This window comes from Achromobacter sp. K91, assembly GCF_003576205.1.
Taxonomy (GTDB): domain Bacteria; phylum Pseudomonadota; class Gammaproteobacteria; order Burkholderiales; family Burkholderiaceae_B; genus Achromobacter; species Achromobacter aegrifaciens.
In genome coordinates, this window is the sequence record NZ_QWFB01000012.1 from 50,044 (window position 1) to 66,410 (window position 16,367).

Genomic DNA, 16,367 nt, shown 5'->3' on the forward strand with positions numbered 1-16,367 from the left:
AGGAATCAGGCGTGCTGGTGCATGGCCGACCGGTGCTTGGTGTCGCGCATGGTGGCGTACACCAGCAGCGACAGGAAGATGATGCCGGCGAGGTAGTAGTAGAACCACTCCTCGTGCCCCTGCTGTTTGAAGAACAGGGCAATGGCCGGCGCCGTGCCGCCGAAGATCGACACCGTCACGGCGTAGGGCACGGCCACGCCGATGGCGCGGATGTTGGTGGGGAAGAGCTCCGCCTTCACCACCGCGTTGATGGAGGTGTAGCCGGCCGTGAACACCCAGGCGCCGCAGATCAGCAGGAAGGCCATGAAGGGCGAATGCGTATGCGACAGCGTCATCAGGATGGGCACCGTCAGCGCCGCGCCTGCCACGCCGAAGAACACCAGCAGCGGCTTGCGCCCGATCTTGTCGGACAGCGCGCCATACACCGGCTGCAGGATCAGCGCGAAGATCAGCGACCCGGCGATGATGTAGGTCGTGACGATGTCGGAGAAGCCCGAGGTCTGCCGCACGAAGGTCTGCATGTAGGTGGTGAAGGTATAGAACGCCGCGGTGCCGCCCGCGGTCAGGCCCACCACGATCGCGACCTCGCGCGGATATTTCAGCAGGCCGCGCAGCGAACTGGTCTGCGGCTTGGGTGCTTTCTGCGCCTCCTTGTAGGAATCCGTCTCGGGCATGTCGCGCCGCATCAGGGCCGTGATGATGGCCAGCATGGCGCCGATCACGAAGGGGATGCGCCAGCCCCATTCCACCAACTGCTCGTGGGTCAGGAACACGTTCTGCAACAGCAGCAGCACCAGGATGGCGCAGAGCTGGCCGCCGATCAGCGTGACGTACTGGAAGCTGGAATAGAAGCCGCGATGCTCGGGGTCCGCGATCTCGGTCAGGTAGGTGGCGCTGGCGCCATACTCGCCGCCCAGGCTCAGCCCCTCGATCACGCGCGCCAGGGCCAGCAGCGCGGGCGCGGCCAGGCCGATGGTGGCATAGGTGGGCGTGACCGCGATGATCAGCGAGCCCACGCACATCATCCCCACCGACACCATCAGCGACAGGCGCCGCCCATGGCGGTCGGCCAGATGGCCGAACAGCCAGCCGCCGAGCGGACGCACGATGAAGCCGGCCGCGAACAGCGTGGCCGCGTTCAGTTGCTGGACGACCGGGTCGTGGGACGGGAAAAACGCGGGGGCGAAGTACAGGGCGAAAGCGGTATAGGCGTAGAAGTCATACCACTCCACCAGATTGCCCATGGAGCCGATGAAGATCGCCTTGATGCGGCGCTTCGCGTCGGGGATGTCGAGATACGCTTGTGTCATATCCATCCTTCGGGTGCGTTTGTCGGGGGACGCCGGACACGCGATCGCGGGTGGGCCGCGAATGGAACATGCATTGCGTTATGTTGCGCCTGCGCGCGCGGAAATGCACGCGTATCAATACCGCTTCTTGTTCAGCTTTTTGTCAGGCCTGGCCGCGCCGGCTCACTTGCCGCGTGGCTTGATGACTTCGCAAGGCGCGGCGCCGTCCGCCGCCTGGGCCTCGTCGCCCAGCAGCGCCTGCGTGCCGCAGACCGAGCCGAACATGCCTTTGCTGTTGTGGCCGATGCCGGCCACTTCGAAGGCGCGCCGGTGCAGCGTCACGGGTTTGGCGCCGCGGGCGGCCAGCACGTGTTCGTATTGTGCGTAGCCTGTGCCGCGGGCCAGCCGGGTCGCGCCCTGGGCTTCCGCGCCGCAGGTCTTGTCCAGCAGGCGGTCTTCGGGATTGTTGTCGGCGCCGCCCAGCAGATAGGTGACGTCGCGCGCGGCGTAGCGCACGAAGAGCTTGGATTCGTCGGTCTCGCGCGAGTACGCGGGCAGCTTGTCCGGGCCGTACTTGTACTGGTTGTAGGTGGGGCAGATGCCGCGCTCGTAGGGCGCATAGCCCTTGCCGTCGGCGCGGGGGCGCTCGTTGCTCAGGTACAGGTAGGACGAAGGATTGGCGACGACGTAGCGCAGCGCCAGCCCGTCGCGCCGCAGCGGGCCGTCGATGTTGTTCAGCACCGCGTAGCGTTGTACCAACTGCCCGCCGGCCGAGTGGCCGGCCAGCACGATGCCGGCCAGCGAGGCCAGGCGCTTGCGGTCGTCCAGGCTGCGCAGCAGGTCGTCCAGCACCTGGAACGAGCTGACGGGCGCGGGGCGTCCCGCGGCCTGCACGCTGTCTTCCCCGTCTTCCCAGCTGGCCTTGCGCCAGGCCGCCATGCCGCCGAAACCCGAATCGATGGAGCCCGAGAAGCGCGGCGCCAGGATCAGGGTGTCGCGGGCCCGCTCGGGGTTGTGCGCCAGCAGCGCGGCGACAGATTCGTAATAGCGGTCGGCGTCGCGCTTGACGCCGTGGATCACGACCACGACCTGCTTGATGTTGCGCAGGTCGTCCTTGGCCAGGTCGCGGTTGGCGTAGACCGGCATCTTGTAGCGGTGGCCGGGCTTGCCCAGTTCCACGGACTGCCAGCGCAAGGGCGCCGCGCGCTTGGGCGCGGGCGCGGTTTCGCTGTAGTCGTAAGGGTCGGGCAGGGGCGTCTGCGCGCGCGCGGCCAGCGGCGCGAGCGCCGCCAGGGCGAACAGCGCGGCCAGGCCGCGAATGCGGTCCGGCCGCGCTACAAGCAAGGGGAGGATGGGTGCGCGGCGCATGGCGCGGCGGAAATTCAGCAGCTCTCTTGGCCCAGCAACTGCTTGAGCGCGGGCAGGTCCAGGATGCGGACCTCGCGCTGGTTGATCTTGATGAGGCCGTCGCGCGCAAAGCGCGAGAACAGCCGGCTGACCGTTTCCAGGGTCAGGCCGAGGTAGTTGCCGATTTCCTCGCGGCTCATGCGCAGCACGAATTCGGTGGAGGAATAGCCCAGCGAAGCGTAGCGCTGCGACAAGTTCAGCAGGAACGCGGCCAGGCGCTGCTCGGAGCGCATGGAGCCCAGCGATGCCAGCATCTGGTGCGAGCGGTTGATTTCGCGGCTCATCAGGCGGCGGAATTGCTGCTGCAGCGAGGGCAGGTGGGCCGCGACCCGGTCGATATCGGCCAGGCGGATGACGCAGACCTCGGAATCTTCCAGCGCCACGGCGGTCGAGACGTGCTTGCCGTCCAGCATGCCGTCCATGCCGACGATTTCGCCGGGCAGATGAAAGCCGGTGACCTGGATCTGGCCGGTCGCGTCTTCCAGCTGCGTCTTGAGGCTGCCGAAGCGCACGCTGTAGACCGCGTCCAGCGGGTGATTCAGCGAATAGAGCGGCTTGCCTTTTTCAAGGCGCACGCGTTCCCTGACCAGTTCGTCCAGCTTTTCCACTTCCGCGGCTGCCATGCCCACGGGCACGCACACATGCCCCAGCATGCATGTGGAGCAATGGGCGGCATCAGGGGCAACGGGGACCCGTTTTTGCATACGATGACCTCTATAGTGCCCATTGCGCGGACGGATGCCGGCATGGGTATAAAGCTTAAGACAAGCTGTATTGTAGTCCGTTGTTACTACGGGCGTCTTACGGGGCGTCCGATAGGGGGCGCGCAAGGCGGTAAGCGACCCAGTCGTCGGCGGCTATATCGACCGCCGCGCCGCGCAGGGCCGGGTCTATCGGGTAGTACTGGCAGCGCAGTTCCGGGGCTTGCGCGGGCGGTTCCAGGCGCGCCACGACCTCGCGCCGCACGAAGCAGCAGGGCTTGCCGGATTCGTACTCCTCGATCTCGTCCATCAGCGCCACCAGGGCGGGCTCCACCTGGAAAACGTCGCCGCGCACGCGCCGGCCGTCGTCCACCGGGATCAGGCCGGGCCAGTCGCCGAAGTCCACCAGGCGGCCCGGCACGCTGGCCGGACCGACATGGCGGGCCGCCGGCAGGCCGCGCCGGGCGGCGGCTTGAGCCAGGTCATTGATTTCGCCCGCGCGTAGGGTGCCGTAGACAAAAACGTATATGCTCATAGGTCAGGTTGTTGCTGCACGTCGAAAAAACCATGGCGCGGGCAGGGTGTTGAAATTCTCGCATCTGGCCGCATATTCAGGATATCGAGCCAGCCGGCACGTATCGGTCAGGCTCCCCAACAAGCCAAACGACCATTATGCGATTCGACAAACTGACTACCAAGTTCCAGCAAGCCCTGGCCGACGCTCAGAGTCTGGCCGCCCGCAACGACCATCCCTACATCGAGCCCATCCACGTGCTCTCCGCCTTGCTGTCGGATTCCGACAGCGGCGCGGGCAGCCTGCTGGCGCGCTCCGGCGTGGCCGTCAACCGGGTGCAGTCGGCCATCGACAGCGCCCTGAAGTCCCTGCCGCAGGTGCAGGGCGACGACAACGTCCAGGTCGGCCGCGACCTGCAGGCGGTGCTGACCCGCACCGACAAGGAAGCCGCGCGCCGTGGCGACACCTATATTGCCAGCGAACTGTTCCTGCTGGCGCTGGCGGACGACAAGGGCGACGCCGGCCGCATCCTGCGCGACGCGGGCCTGCAGAAAAAGGCCCTGGAGGCCGCGATCGACGCCGTGCGCGGCGGCGAGAACGTCTCCGGCGCGGAAGGCGAATCCAACCGCGAAGCCCTGTCCAAGTACACCATGGACCTGACCGAGCGCGCCCGCCAAGGCAAGCTCGACCCGGTGATCGGCCGCGACGACGAAATCCGCCGCACCATCCAGATCCTGCAGCGCCGCACCAAGAACAACCCCGTGCTGATCGGCGAACCCGGTGTGGGCAAGACCGCCATCGTCGAAGGCCTGGCGCAGCGCATCGTCAATGACGAAGTTCCCGAAACGCTGCGCGGCAAGCGTGTGCTGTCGCTGGATCTGGCCGCGCTGCTGGCCGGCGCGAAGTTCCGCGGCGAATTCGAAGAACGCCTGAAGGCCGTGCTGAAAGAGCTGTCGCTGGACGACGGCAGCAACATCGTCTTCATCGACGAACTCCACACCATGGTGGGCGCGGGCAAGGCCGAAGGCGCGATGGACGCGGGCAACATGCTCAAGCCCGCGCTGGCGCGCGGCGAGCTGCACTGCATCGGCGCGACCACGCTGGACGAATACCGCAAGTACATCGAGAAGGACGCGGCGCTGGAGCGTCGCTTCCAGAAGGTGCTGGTCGACGAGCCCGACGTGGAATCCACCATCGCCATCCTGCGCGGTTTGCAGGAGCGCTATGAAATCCACCACGGCGTCGAGATCACCGACCCGGCCATCGTGGCCGCGGCCGAGCTCTCGCACCGCTACATCACCGACCGCTTCCTGCCTGACAAGGCCATCGACCTGATCGACGAGGCCGGCGCGCGCATCCGCATGGAAATCGATTCCAAGCCGGAAGTGATGGACAAGCTGGACCGCCGCATCATCCAGCTCAAGATCGAGCGCGAAGCCGTCAAGAAGGAATCCGACGACGCTTCCAAGCGCCGCCTGGGCGTGATCGAGGACGAACTCGAAAAGCTGCAACGCGAGTACAACGACTTCGAGGAAATCTGGAAGGCCGAGAAAGCGGCGGTGCAGGGCACGCAGGCCATCAAGGAAGAAATCGACAGCGTGCGCGCCGAAATGGCGGAACTGCAGCGCAAGGGCCAGTTCGACAAGCTGGCCGAGCTGCAGTACGGCAAGCTGCCGGACCTGGAAGCGCGCCTGAAGGCGGCCGAAGTGGGCGCCGCGGAAGCGGCCGAGGAAGCCGAGGGCGGCGAAGGGCGTCCGCGCCTGTTGCGCACCCGTGTCGGCGCCGAGGAAATCGCCGAGGTCGTGTCGCGCGCCACCGGCATTCCGGTGTCCAAGATGATGCAGGGCGAACGCGAGAAGCTGCTGCACATGGAGGAATACCTGCATAAGCGCGTGGTGGGCCAGGACGAGGCTGTGCGCCTGGTGTCCGACGCCATCCGGCGTTCGCGCGCCGGCCTGGCGGACCCGTCGCGCCCCTACGGCTCCTTCCTGTTCCTGGGCCCCACGGGCGTGGGCAAGACCGAGCTGACGCGTGCGCTGGCCGAGTTCCTGTTCGATTCCGAAGAGCACATGATCCGCATCGACATGAGCGAATTCATGGAGAAGCACTCGGTGGCCCGCCTGATCGGCGCGCCGCCGGGATACGTGGGCTACGAAGAAGGCGGCTACCTGACCGAAGCCGTGCGCCGCAAGCCGTACAGCGTGGTGCTGCTGGATGAAGTCGAAAAGGCCCATCCGGACGTCTTCAACGTGTTGCTGCAGGTGCTGGACGACGGCCGCCTGACCGACGGCCAGGGCCGCACGGTGGACTTCCGCAACACGGTGATCGTGATGACGTCCAACCTGGGTTCGCACCATATCCAGAGCCTGGCCGGCAAGCCTTACGAAGTGGTCAAGGAAGTGGTGTGGGACGAGCTCAAGCAGACCCTGCGCCCCGAATTCCTGAACCGTATCGACGAAGTGGTCGTGTTCCATGGCCTGGAAGCGCAGCACATCGAGTCGATCGCCCGCATCCAGCTGCGCCGCCTGGGCGAGCGCCTGGAAAAGCAGGAGATGCGCCTCGAAGTGAGCGAACCCGCGTTGGCGGAACTGGCCCGCTCCGGCTTCGATCCGGTGTTCGGCGCGCGCCCCTTGAAGCGCGCGATCCAGCAGCAGATCGAAAACCCGGTGGCGCGCCTGATCCTGGAAGGCCGCTTCGGCCCGCGCGACGTGGTGCCGGTGGACTGGCAGGACGGGCAGTTCGTCTTTACGCGGACCTTGCAGTAAACGGGTCCGGCGCGGCGAGATCCCGGCCGCGCATGAAAACAACCCCCGGAAGCTGGACTGACGTCCAGTTTCCGGGGGATTTTTACATGCGTCTTCAGCTTGCGTCGGCGTAGTCCTTGCGTTGCGCCGCCATTTGCCTGCCCAGCGTCTGCAGCGCCCGCAGCACCACGGCCATGCCGCGGCGGGTGTCCTCATCGCGCATCAGGCCGATGAGGCCGGTCAGGCTCGGAGGACGCGCTTCCTGCAATGTGCGCGTGTGGGCATCGCGCAGCGTATTGGCGGCGGTCCAGGCGGCGCTGCTGGCCTGTTCCGACAGCAGCGCCAGCTTTTCCACCATGGACTGATCCAGCAGATCCACCAGATCGGACGCCAGCGACAGCAGGTCGGCGATGTTGTCCAGCCGTCCCGCTTCGGCCAGCAGGCCCAGCCTGTCGGCCAGCGCGCGTGCGCCCGGCCCGCCGCCCAGGAACGGAGCGGCCGCGTCGGCGACCTGCGTGGCGCTTGCTTCGTGCGGCGCGTTCATAGCATTCCCCTTGCGACGGCCCAGTACAGGCCGCGGTTGAACCCGTGGCGCAGCAGGCCGCCGAGTTTGGTGGGCGGCGTGGGCAGCACGTCATGGGTGTAGTCGTACCAGAGCGGCATGCCGGCGTTCAGCCCCATCTGGGCCACCGCCTGCACCCGGCCGTCATAGGCGCTGCACGGTTGGCCCAGCCGGATCTCGCCGGCGATGTTGTTGGCGATGACCGGCGCCTGGTTATGGCAGGAGCCGCCCGCCTTGCTGACCGGCAGGTCGACGGTGTCGCCGATGACGTAGACATTCTGCAGCCCGTAGACCTGCAGCGTCTCGTGGTCGGTCGGCAGCCAGCCTTCGTTGTTTTCGGCTTGCGACACGCCGGACTCCAGCACGACATCCACCGCGCGTATCGGCGGCGTGGCCATGAGGATGTCGAAGGGCTGTTCGCCGCCTTCCTCCGAGTAGGCGATGCGCCGGTCGGGATCGACCCGCGACAAGGTGAAGCCACGTTGAAACTGTATGCCCTTCTGCTCGAAGATGGCGGGTAGCACTTCGCAGGTTGGCCGCTGCAGGAACAGGCAATTGCGAAGCAGCTGCGAGGTGGTGGGGTAGGTGTAGATGATCTCCACCTTGTCGCGCACGCCGCGCCGCCGCAGGTAGTCGTCCAGCATCAGCGTGGTTTCGATCGGCGCGATGCCGCACTGGTGCGGGACGTTGGGCGTCTTGGGGAAGGTGACGCTGATGAATACCCGCCCGCGCTCGATGCGCGACAGGCGGTCCGCCAACTGCCTGGCGGGCGCGTATTGGTAGAAGTGGTCTCCGGCCTCCTTCAGGCCTTCGATGCGTTCGGGCGAGGGTACGCAGCCGGTGGCGATGACCAGATAGTCATAGCCGTAGCGCTTGCCGCCCTGCGTGGCGACCTCTTGGCGGTCGAAGTGGAACCGCGTGACCTTGTCGACGCGGAATTCGATCTCGGGGCGCAGCAGGGAACGTTCCGGCCGTTTCAGTTCCTCTTGGAAGAAGAGGTTGAAGGCCACGTACATGAACGCCGGTTTGTAGTAGTGATCCGGCGTGTCCGACAGCAGCGTGATGGAGACTTCACCGCGGCTGATTTCGGGGTACAGCTTTCCGGCGAGCTGATTGGCGAGCATGGTGCCGCCTACGCCGCCGCCTACGACAACAATACGCTTGTTCATAAACCACCTCTTATGGAGAGATTCTGAGGGCAAGTGCAATGCGTCTGTGTGTAACAACTGTTGTCGGCGGCGTCAACCTTTCAATCGATTTTCAGATTCGAATCGGCCGCGTAGACGCGTCCCGCGTCCACGCGTAGCGGTTGCGGATCGAGCGCCGCGCCCTGGCAGGGGCCTTCGATGCACAGCCCGTCCTCGAAGCGGAACAGGGCCGAATGATGCGCGCACATCAATACCTGGGCTTCGTAGGTCAGGACCGCGCCGTCGGCCGCGTTGAGCGTCACCGAGAAGTGGGGGCAGCGGTTGACGTAGCCCCAGACCGTCTGGCCCCGCCGCAGCAGGACCACCGGCTGCGCGCCCATCTCCGCCGTCAGCGAGCCGCCATCCGGAATGTCTTCGACCCGGCACAGCGCCGCCCCGGCGGCGTGCTCAAGCGCGGGGCAGCACGAAGTCATAGCGCCCCTCGTGGAAGTCCGACCCGAAGCCGTAGCGCTTGCCCAGCGCGGAATCCGCAGCTTGCGGGCGGTATTGCAGCACCAGCGAGGGCTTCACGCCGAACACCGCGTCCGACGCGAGATACGGATCGCCGGCGTTGAACAGATGGGTTACCAGCCGCTGGTGCCCAGGCGCATCGATCATGAAGTGCAGATGCGCCGGCCGGAAGATGTGCCGGCCGGTCGCCGCCATCATGCGGCCGACGGGACCGTCGCCCGGGATCGGATAGGACACCGGCAGGATGGTGCGGATCGCGAAACTGCCGTCTTCGCCGCTGCGGTAGCGGCCGCGCAGATTGCCCTGCGGCTGGTCCAGGTCCTGGCCCGAATACATGCCGTTGGCGGCCGTCTGCCACACGTCGAGCACGGCGCCGGCCAGCGGCCGGCCTTCGGTGTCGCGCACATGACCATGCACCAGCGCGGGCTCGCCTGGCGTCTGCGCCATGTCCTCGCCCGCCGCGCGCTCGGGCATGCCGGCCATGTAGAAGGGGCCGAACACCGTGCTCTCGGTGGCCTGGCCCGGCTTGCGGTGGTTGATGGCGTCCACCAGCATCGATACGCCCAGCGTGTCGGACAGCAGGATGAATTCCTGCCGCACCGCGCCGTCACAGATCTGGCCGGTCTCGGTCAGGAACCGGATCGCGGACATCCATTCGGCCTCGGTGGGCTCGACGTCGGCAACGAAGGCGTGCAGATGCCGCACCAGGGACTGCATCAGCTGACGCAGCCTGGGATCCGGCGTCTGGGCGAAGGCGGCGGCGACCGTGTCGGTCAGGGCGGTTTCGGCGTTCGGCATGGCAGGGTTCATGGCGGCTCCTCAGCGCTTGAAATGCGGCGGCACGGCGGCGTCCACATTGACCCACACGGACCTTGCCTCAGTGTAGTCATGCATGGCCTCGAAGCCCATTTCGCGTCCGTAGCCGGACTGGCCCACGCCGCCGAACGGACTGCCGGGATTGACCCGCTTGTAGCAGTTGATCCAGCACATGCCGGCGTGGATGGCGCCTGCCATTTTGTGGGCGCGGGCCAGGTCGCGCGTCCACAGGCCGCTGCCCAGGCCGTAATCGGTGGCGTTGGCGATGGCCAGCGCTTCCTCGTCGCTGCCAAAGCGCAGCACGGTGACGAAAGGGCCGAAGACTTCTTCCTGCGCGACGCGGTCCTGGGGCCGGGCTTCGACGATGGTGGGCGCGACGTAGTAGCCGCGGGCCAGTTCGCCGCCGGGCGCCTGGCCGCCGGCCAGCAGGCGCGCGCCCTGTTCGGCGGCAATGCCCACGTAGGACAGGACCTTGTCGCGATGCTGCGCCGAGGTCAGCGGACCCATTTCGGTATCGGGCGAACGCGGGTCGCCCAGGCGGATGGAATTCGCCAGCGCCGTGAAGCGCTCCAGAAAGGCATCGGCGATCTTGTCGTGCAGCATCAGGCGCGAACCTGCGATGCAGGCCTGGCCCTGGTTGTGGAAGATGGCCCAGGCCGCGCCGTTGATGGCGGCGTCGAGGTTGGCGTCGTCGAACACGATATTGGCGCCCTTGCCGCCGAGTTCCAGCTGTACCCGCTTGAGGTTGCCCTGGGACGCCTGCACGATGCGGCGGCCGGTGGCAGTCGACCCCGTGAAGGCGATCTTGCCCACGCCGGGATGCTCGGCCAGGCGTTGGCCTGCGGTGTGGCCGTAGCCGGGGACCATGTTGACCACGCCTTCGGGAAAGCCCGCCTGGGCCATCAGTTCGGCGATACGCAGGGTCGACAGGGGGGTGAGTTCGGAAGGCTTTAGCACCACCGTGTTGCCGGCCGCCAGCGCCGGCCCCAGCTTCCAGCTGGTGAACATCAGCGGGAAGTTCCACGGCACGATCTGGCCGACCACGCCGATGGGCGCGCGCTGCACGTAGTTGAGGAAGCCCGCTTCCACCGGAATGACGCTGCCTTGCAGTTTGTCGGCCATGCCGCCGAAGTAACGGAAGCAGCCGGCGGTGCGCGGCACGTCCAGGCCGCGCGTGTCGCGTATCGGATGGCCGGTGTCCAGCGTTTCGAGCTGCGCCAGTTCTTCCGCGTTGGCTTCGATCAGGTCGGCCAGCTTGAGCAGCAGGCGCCCGCGTTCGGCCGCCGCCATGCGCGACCAGGCGGGAAAGGCGCGTTGCGCGGCCGCGACCGCGCGGTCCACGTCTTCGGCTTCGGCCGCGGCGATGGCAGTGATGAGGGTTCCGTCGTGCGGGTTGAGCACGTCTATCGTGCCGCCGGCGGCTGCGTCCACGAAACGGCCGTCGATAAAGAGTTTGTTCTGCATGGCTCTGGATACTTGATGGGTGGAAGGAGGCGGATTCAGAACTCGACGGGGTAGGGCGCGAGTTCGCCGCTTTCGTAGCGCTGGGGCAGATCGGGGGTGGCGTTCTCCCAGACCAGCAGCATCGAGCGCTTGGTCGAATAACCCTGATGGCGGATGTCGGCGGGCATGGCGCAGATGTCTCCCGCGCGCATGGTGACGCGGGCGCGTGGCGCGCCGGTGTCCTTGTCGCCGATGTCCCAGACGATTTCGTCGGACAGTTGCAGGAACCATTCGACGCGGTCATTGCCATGGAACACCGGCAGGATGAACTCCTCGGTGGTGGGGCAGAACAGGCTGGCGCCGCAGACGGAGGTGACAGAGGGGTTCCAGGTCACGTCCGAGCGCGACAGGTACTTGAACAGGCTGAACGCGTGCAGCGCGCCTTCGTAGCCCGGTTCGGCCTGGATCTGCGGCTCATCCTGGGTCACGTCGGCGAAGGCGCGGTTGACCGGCAGGTCGTCGCGCAGCGGCGAGTCTTCCGGCAGGCCGGGCATGCGGCGCGTGGCGATGCGCGAACGCTCGATGGCGGCGATGTTGTCGCCGTGCTTGCGGCCGAAGGCGGAGCCGGTTTCCTCGGGCGCGGCGAACGGATCGAAGCCTTCGTTGGTCCAGTCGTGCAGCATGGCCTTGAAGGTGGCCATGATGAGCGGCGTGTCGAAGGTTTCCGTGTAGTCCACGCCCGCGGCCTTCATGACGCCGTTGAACGAGCCGGCGTAGACGTCCACCTTGCCGTAGTGGTTGCGCGTGCCGAACACGTGGTCGAAGTTGACCCAGCCGTAGAAGAAGCCCCAGGCCACGTCGCGCATCAGCGCGCGCAGGAAAGCGTCGGCCGCGATGGCGTGGGTGCGCGTCTGGCCCTTGGAAGGCCAGTGCACCTTGACGAAGTATTCGTCACGGGTGAAGGTGAACGCGCCGAGATCGAAGCGCTTGTAGCCGGTGACGGCGTCGGCGGGCCCAGCCACGACTTTGCCGGCGGCGAAGGAAGAGGCGGGAGCGGGGGTGTCCAGCATGGCCATATCGGTACTCCAGAAAAGGAAAAAGGGGGGCGGCTTACTGCAGGCAGATGTCCGCCCACTTCTCGACGGACAATTCGCCGGCGCGGGTCTGGATCAGCAGCACGCCCGGATACGGTGCGGTGAAGCGGTAGGCGCAGCCGGCGGGCAATAGGCATTGGTGTCCGCGGCCCAGCAGCACGCGGCCCATGGGCTTGCCGGCGGGGGCCGTCCCCGCCAGCACCGTGCCGTCAGCGGCGGGGGGCGGCTGGTCCAGCGCCAGGAATTCGACCTGGGCCTGGCCGTCCATCAGGATCGCGAACTCGTCGTGGCTGCAGGCGTACCAAGGCGATACGCCTTCGGCGCGCAGCGTTTCGATGACGTATTCCAGGTTCTTGCCGACGACGACCTTTTCGTAGGGCGCCGAGTTCGCGGCCACCTCGAAAATGTTGGAAAAGACGTAATGGCGCGGCGAGCCTTGTGTGATCTCGATCGAGCCCTTGCGGTAATCCTTGAGCGAGCCGAAGACGGTGGTCGGTGTTGCGGTGTTCATGGTGCCTCCTGTGTCGGGTACTGCTGCCCGCGCGGCGGAAAAGGCGCGGACGGGGGAAAGGGGCGGGCGTCTCAGTCCACCTTGAGATTGATCTTGCGGATGACGCCGGTCCATTTGGCGGCGTCCTCGCGCAAGCGCAGCGCAGTGGCGTCGGGCGATTCGGGCTGCGGATCGAGGTCGTTGCCTTGCAGCTTCTGCTTCACCTCCGGAAGCGCCAGGGCGCGCGCCACCTCCGTATTCATGCGTTGCACGATGGCGGCCGGCGTGCCTTTGGGCGCGAACAGCATTTCGCGGAAGGTGGCGTCGTAGCCGGCCACGCCGGCCTGCTGCATGGTCGGCACGTCCGGCGCCTGGACCGAGCGCGCGCTGCCCGACACCGCCAGCCCGTAGAGCTTGCCGGCCGCAACGTAGGGCGCGACCACCGGCGAGGCCAGATAACCGCAGGGCACCTGGCCGGCCAGCACGTCCTGCGTGGCGGGCGACGGCCCCTTGTAGGGGACGTGCAGGATGTCCAGGCCGGCGCCCGACAGATAGAGCTCCATCGCCAGATGGCCAGGCACGCCCTGGCCGCCGGAGGCATAGCTGAGGGCGCCGGGCGTCTTCTTGGCTTGCGCGTCCAGCTGCGCCAGCGTGCTCAGGCCCGAGGCGGCCGAGCACACCAGCATCTGGTTGAAGTTCGCCAGCGCGACCACCGGCGTCAGGTCGTCGGCCTTGAAATTCAGCTTGCGGTAGATGGCGGGGTTGATGGTGACGACGGTGTCGGGCGCTTCGAGGAAGGTGTAGCCGTCGGCGGGCGCACGGACCACCGCTTCGGCGCCGATGTTGCCGCCCGCGCCGGGGCGGTTCTCGACGATGACCGGCTGCTTGAGCGACTGCCCCACGGCGTCGGCCACGATGCGCGCGGCGGTGTCGCCCGGCGATCCCGCGGGGAAGGCGACGACGATGCGGATGGCGCGCGTGGGCCACTCCTCCTGCGCCTGGACGTGCGACGCCGTGCTGGCGGCCATACAGGCTGCCAGCGCAAGTAATTGCGATTTCATGCTGTCTCCTGAGTTTATTTTTTTCAGGCGCCCTGGTCCGGGCGCGCTGCGCTACCACCTGCCGATATGGATGCCGACCGAGTCCTCCTTGCGTGTCCATCCCGTCATGGCGGCGTGGCTGACGGTGGGGTGGATCCTGCGGTTGCGCAGCCAGTCGAACAGCATGGCCTGGTAGCGTTCCCGCACGGACGCGTGCGCGGGATCCGCGCCCAGGTCGTCGTACTCGTCCGGGTCGGCGCGCAAATCGAACAGCTGCGGACGCAGGCCTTCGAAATGGACGTACTTCCAATCGTGGTCGCGCACCATGATGGTGTGGCAGCCGTCGGCGGGACGGCCCAGCGGTTCGCGTACGAAGTCGCGGAACGCGTAGTTGTTTTCCGAGAACACGGCGCGGCGCCAGTCGGAGGGTTCCTCGCCGCGCAGCAGCGGCAGCAGGGAACGGCCTTCGAGGATGTGGTCGGGGATCTCGGCGCCCAGCGCGTCCAGGATGGTGGGCACCAGGTCGATCGCTTCCACCAGCCGCGATTCCACCACGCCGCGGCGCGCGCCGTCGCCGGGCAGACGCACGATCAGCGGCACCTTGGCCACGCAATCGTGAAACAATTCCTTCTCGCCCAGGTAGTGGTCGCCCAGGTAGTCGCCATGGTCGCTGCAGAAGATGACCATGGTGTCCTGGTCGCGGCCGCTGCGCCGCAGGTAGTCGAACAGCACGCCCAATTGGTCGTCGACCTGCTTGATGAGGCCCATGTAGGTGGGTATCACGGTCTCGCGCACCTGGTCGCAGGAAAAGTTCCTGCTGACCTCGGCCTGGCGAAAGCCCTGCAGCACGGGATGCGCGTTTTCGAGTTCGCGCGCCGCGCGTTTGGCGGGTTGCATGTCGTCGGCCGAGTACATGGCGTGGTATGGCGCGGGTGCGACATAGGGCCAGTGCGGCTTGATGTAGGACAGATGCAGCACCCAGGGCTGCTCGCCGCTTTGCTCCATGAATTCGATCGCGCGCCGCGTCATGTAGGGCGTTTCGGAGTCGGCTTGCGCGACGCGCGCCGGCAGGCCGGCATAGCGCATGTTCCAGCCGGACAGGATCTCGCCGTTGGCGCCCAGCGCCGAGTTGGCGTGGTCGTGCCAGGGATTGGCGCCGTCGTAGCCTTGCTTGCGCAGGTATTGCGTGTAGTGGTGCGATTCGTCGCTGAAGCCCGGCGGCCAGATGCCGTCGTCGCGGTCGTAGGGCTCGAAGCCGCCTTGCGCGGCCAGCAGGCCGCTGGCGCTTGCCGGATCTATGCCCAGGCGCCGCATGCCGGACCTGTCGGCCTCCACGTGGGTCTTGCCCGCCACCGCCACGCGCACGCCCAGGGGGCGCAGGTAGTCGCCCAGCGTCATTTCGCTGACAGGCATGGGGACGAAGTTCCACACCGCACCGTGGCTGGTGACATAGCGGCCGGTGTAATAGGACATGCGCGACGGCCCGCAGACCGGGCCCTGCACGAAGGCATTGTCGAAACGCATGCCTTCGGCGGCCAGACGATCGATATTGGGGGTGCGCAGGCGCGGGTGCCCATAGCAGGACAGGTAGTCCCAGCGCAGTTGGTCGCACATGATCCAGAGCACATTGCGTACAGCCTGTCCGCTCATTCCCGCCTCTCTTCCCGTTCCGCCAGCCACCGCGGCTTGCGTTAGACGCCACGATATTTCGCGGGGGGTGGGCGGCTCAAGCAGGTTTTGCTAGAGTTTCACTGAGTGAAATTTCCGGTTGTGCTGAAAGAGGGGGCGCAATGAGCCGTTGGACGCCGAAGGTAAAGACCATAGACGCGCTGGAGCGCGGCCTGATCGTGCTGGACGAGGTGCGCGCCACGCAGGGCGCAAGCCTGCAGGAGCTGCATGTGCGCACCGGCTACGCCAAGGCCACGCTGCTGCGCATCCTGGCGACGCTGCAACTGCGCGGACTGATCTGGCGGCGGATCGCGGACGACTATTTTTGCCCCGCCAGCTCGCTCAACGAGCCCAGCCGGCGCGCGCGCGTGCTGGATCTGCTGGGCCAGTGCGCGGCGCCGGAGCTGGACCGGCTGCAGGCGCAGGTGCTGTGGCCGTCGGACCTGACGGTGCGCCGCGGCACCGCCATGATCGTGCGCGAAACCAACCGCAGCCAGTCGTACTTCACCATCCGCCGCGACAACATCGGCTTCCAGATCAACATGCTGCGCTCCGCAGTGGGGCGCGCGTATCTGGCGTTCTGCGCCGACAAAGAGCGCGATTCGATCCTGGCCGCGCTGCGCCGCAGCCGCCGCGAGGGCGACGCGCTGGCCCACGATTGCGCCGCCGTGGAGAAAATGCTGGAGCAGACACGCCGCCAAGGCTACGGCCTGCGCGAGCAGCGCTTTGGCGGCGACTACGACAAGACCCGCAAGGACCAGAACGACAGGCTGGAGGCCATCGCCCTGCCTATCCTGGCCGCGCCGGGGCGGCTCTACGGCTGCGTCAACATCGTGTGGATCCAGGGCGTACGCACGGCCGGGCAGATGGTGGAGCAGTGCCTGGAGCCGCTGTGCCGCACGGCGCGGGCCATCTCCGCCGGGATGAACCGGCGCGATTGA

Annotated in this window: 15 protein-coding genes; 2 read left to right on the forward strand and 13 right to left on the reverse strand. The window is 66.8% G+C overall.

Annotated features, from left to right (window positions below; all coding sequences use genetic code 11):
- Positions 1-5: 5 nt before the first annotated feature.
- From DXK93_RS02535 to DXK93_RS02550, 4 genes are all read right to left on the reverse strand, one after another.
- On the reverse strand, positions 6-1,310 hold the full coding sequence (locus DXK93_RS02535; RefSeq protein ID WP_119449276.1) for an MFS transporter: 1,305 nt from the start codon (positions 1,308-1,310) through the stop codon (positions 6-8).
- 162 nt (positions 1,311-1,472) lie between these two features.
- Positions 1,473-2,657, reverse strand: a complete 1,185-nt coding sequence (locus DXK93_RS02540; RefSeq protein ID WP_119449277.1) for an alpha/beta fold hydrolase — start codon at positions 2,655-2,657, stop codon at positions 1,473-1,475.
- A gap of 14 nt (positions 2,658-2,671) precedes the next feature.
- Positions 2,672-3,400 (reverse strand): helix-turn-helix domain-containing protein, encoded by a 729-nt coding sequence (locus DXK93_RS02545; RefSeq protein WP_013394848.1) that lies wholly within the window; start codon positions 3,398-3,400, stop codon positions 2,672-2,674.
- Positions 3,401-3,497: 97 nt separating this feature from the next.
- Complete coding sequence (locus DXK93_RS02550) at positions 3,498-3,932, reverse strand: gamma-glutamylcyclotransferase (protein WP_054452511.1); 435 nt, start codon at positions 3,930-3,932, stop codon at positions 3,498-3,500.
- A 137-nt stretch (positions 3,933-4,069) separates the two neighbouring features.
- On the opposite strand from DXK93_RS02550, the gene clpB reads away from it, so the two are divergent.
- Complete coding sequence (gene clpB, locus DXK93_RS02555; RefSeq protein WP_119449278.1) at positions 4,070-6,676, forward strand: ATP-dependent chaperone ClpB; 2,607 nt, start codon at positions 4,070-4,072, stop codon at positions 6,674-6,676.
- 94 nt (positions 6,677-6,770) lie between these two features.
- On the opposite strand, the gene DXK93_RS02560 is transcribed toward clpB, so the two are convergent.
- The 9 genes from DXK93_RS02560 to DXK93_RS02600 all read right to left on the reverse strand — a co-directional run bounded on the left by DXK93_RS02560 (position 6,771) and on the right by DXK93_RS02600 (position 15,408).
- On the reverse strand, positions 6,771-7,199 hold the full coding sequence (locus tag DXK93_RS02560; protein ID WP_119449279.1) for a DUF1641 domain-containing protein: 429 nt from the start codon (positions 7,197-7,199) through the stop codon (positions 6,771-6,773).
- On the reverse strand, positions 7,196-8,386 hold the full coding sequence (locus tag DXK93_RS02565) for an FAD/NAD(P)-binding oxidoreductase (protein ID WP_119449280.1): 1,191 nt from the start codon (positions 8,384-8,386) through the stop codon (positions 7,196-7,198). The genes DXK93_RS02560 and DXK93_RS02565 overlap by 4 nt, the downstream gene beginning before the upstream one ends.
- Positions 8,387-8,466: 80 nt before the next feature.
- Entirely contained in the window at positions 8,467-8,838 is a 372-nt protein-coding gene (locus DXK93_RS02570) for a Rieske 2Fe-2S domain-containing protein (RefSeq protein WP_054452499.1), read from the reverse strand.
- Positions 8,813-9,685 carry an intradiol ring-cleavage dioxygenase gene (locus DXK93_RS02575; protein WP_119449281.1) on the reverse strand — a complete coding sequence of 291 codons (873 nt, stop codon included), beginning with the start codon at positions 9,683-9,685 and terminating at the stop codon, positions 8,813-8,815. Before DXK93_RS02575 ends, DXK93_RS02570 begins: the two co-directional genes overlap by 26 nt.
- A 9-nt stretch (positions 9,686-9,694) precedes the next feature.
- A complete protein-coding gene (locus tag DXK93_RS02580; protein WP_119449282.1) occupies positions 9,695-11,155 on the reverse strand; it encodes an aldehyde dehydrogenase family protein in 1,461 nt (486 codons plus the stop codon).
- A gap of 35 nt (positions 11,156-11,190) precedes the next feature.
- Entirely contained in the window at positions 11,191-12,210 is a 1,020-nt protein-coding gene (locus DXK93_RS02585) for a hydroxyquinol 1,2-dioxygenase (protein ID WP_054452490.1), read from the reverse strand.
- 34 nt (positions 12,211-12,244) lie between these two features.
- Positions 12,245-12,739 carry a hydroxyquinol 1,2-dioxygenase gene (locus DXK93_RS02590; protein ID WP_119449283.1) on the reverse strand — a complete coding sequence of 165 codons (495 nt, stop codon included), beginning with the start codon at positions 12,737-12,739 and terminating at the stop codon, positions 12,245-12,247.
- Between the two features lie 71 nt (positions 12,740-12,810).
- Positions 12,811-13,779, reverse strand: a complete 969-nt coding sequence (locus DXK93_RS02595; RefSeq protein WP_119449284.1) for a tripartite tricarboxylate transporter substrate binding protein — start codon at positions 13,777-13,779, stop codon at positions 12,811-12,813.
- A 51-nt stretch (positions 13,780-13,830) separates the two neighbouring features.
- Positions 13,831-15,408 (reverse strand): alkaline phosphatase family protein, encoded by a 1,578-nt coding sequence (locus tag DXK93_RS02600; protein WP_054452483.1) that lies wholly within the window; start codon positions 15,406-15,408, stop codon positions 13,831-13,833.
- 140 nt (positions 15,409-15,548) lie between these two features.
- Between DXK93_RS02600 and DXK93_RS02605 the strand changes: the two genes are divergently transcribed.
- A complete protein-coding gene (locus DXK93_RS02605) occupies positions 15,549-16,367 on the forward strand; it encodes an IclR family transcriptional regulator C-terminal domain-containing protein (protein WP_119449285.1) in 819 nt (272 codons plus the stop codon).

What these genes read in the sequence shown, in the direction of transcription:
- DXK93_RS02585 (WP_054452490.1), bottom strand. Translation starts at nt 12,210, where the DNA reads ATGGCCATGCTGGACACCCCCGCTCCCGCCTCTTCCTTCGCCGCCGGC.
- DXK93_RS02550 (WP_054452511.1), bottom strand. Translation starts at nt 3,932, where the DNA reads ATGAGCATATACGTTTTTGTCTACGGCACCCTACGCGCGGGCGAAATC.
- DXK93_RS02560 (WP_119449279.1), bottom strand. Translation starts at nt 7,199, where the DNA reads ATGAACGCGCCGCACGAAGCAAGCGCCACGCAGGTCGCCGACGCGGCC.
- clpB (WP_119449278.1), top strand. Translation starts at nt 4,070, where the DNA reads ATGCGATTCGACAAACTGACTACCAAGTTCCAGCAAGCCCTGGCCGAC.
- DXK93_RS02595 (WP_119449284.1), bottom strand. Translation starts at nt 13,779, where the DNA reads ATGAAATCGCAATTACTTGCGCTGGCAGCCTGTATGGCCGCCAGCACG.
- DXK93_RS02545 (WP_013394848.1), bottom strand. Translation starts at nt 3,400, where the DNA reads ATGCAAAAACGGGTCCCCGTTGCCCCTGATGCCGCCCATTGCTCCACA.
- DXK93_RS02565 (WP_119449280.1), bottom strand. Translation starts at nt 8,386, where the DNA reads ATGAACAAGCGTATTGTTGTCGTAGGCGGCGGCGTAGGCGGCACCATG.
- DXK93_RS02600 (WP_054452483.1), bottom strand. Translation starts at nt 15,408, where the DNA reads ATGAGCGGACAGGCTGTACGCAATGTGCTCTGGATCATGTGCGACCAA.
- DXK93_RS02580 (WP_119449282.1), bottom strand. Translation starts at nt 11,155, where the DNA reads ATGCAGAACAAACTCTTTATCGACGGCCGTTTCGTGGACGCAGCCGCC.
- DXK93_RS02605 (WP_119449285.1), top strand. Translation starts at nt 15,549, where the DNA reads ATGAGCCGTTGGACGCCGAAGGTAAAGACCATAGACGCGCTGGAGCGC.
- DXK93_RS02575 (WP_119449281.1), bottom strand. Translation starts at nt 9,685, where the DNA reads ATGAACCCTGCCATGCCGAACGCCGAAACCGCCCTGACCGACACGGTC.
- DXK93_RS02540 (WP_119449277.1), bottom strand. Translation starts at nt 2,657, where the DNA reads ATGCGCCGCGCACCCATCCTCCCCTTGCTTGTAGCGCGGCCGGACCGC.
- DXK93_RS02535 (WP_119449276.1), bottom strand. Translation starts at nt 1,310, where the DNA reads ATGACACAAGCGTATCTCGACATCCCCGACGCGAAGCGCCGCATCAAG.
- DXK93_RS02590 (WP_119449283.1), bottom strand. Translation starts at nt 12,739, where the DNA reads ATGAACACCGCAACACCGACCACCGTCTTCGGCTCGCTCAAGGATTAC.
- DXK93_RS02570 (WP_054452499.1), bottom strand. Translation starts at nt 8,838, where the DNA reads ATGACTTCGTGCTGCCCCGCGCTTGAGCACGCCGCCGGGGCGGCGCTG.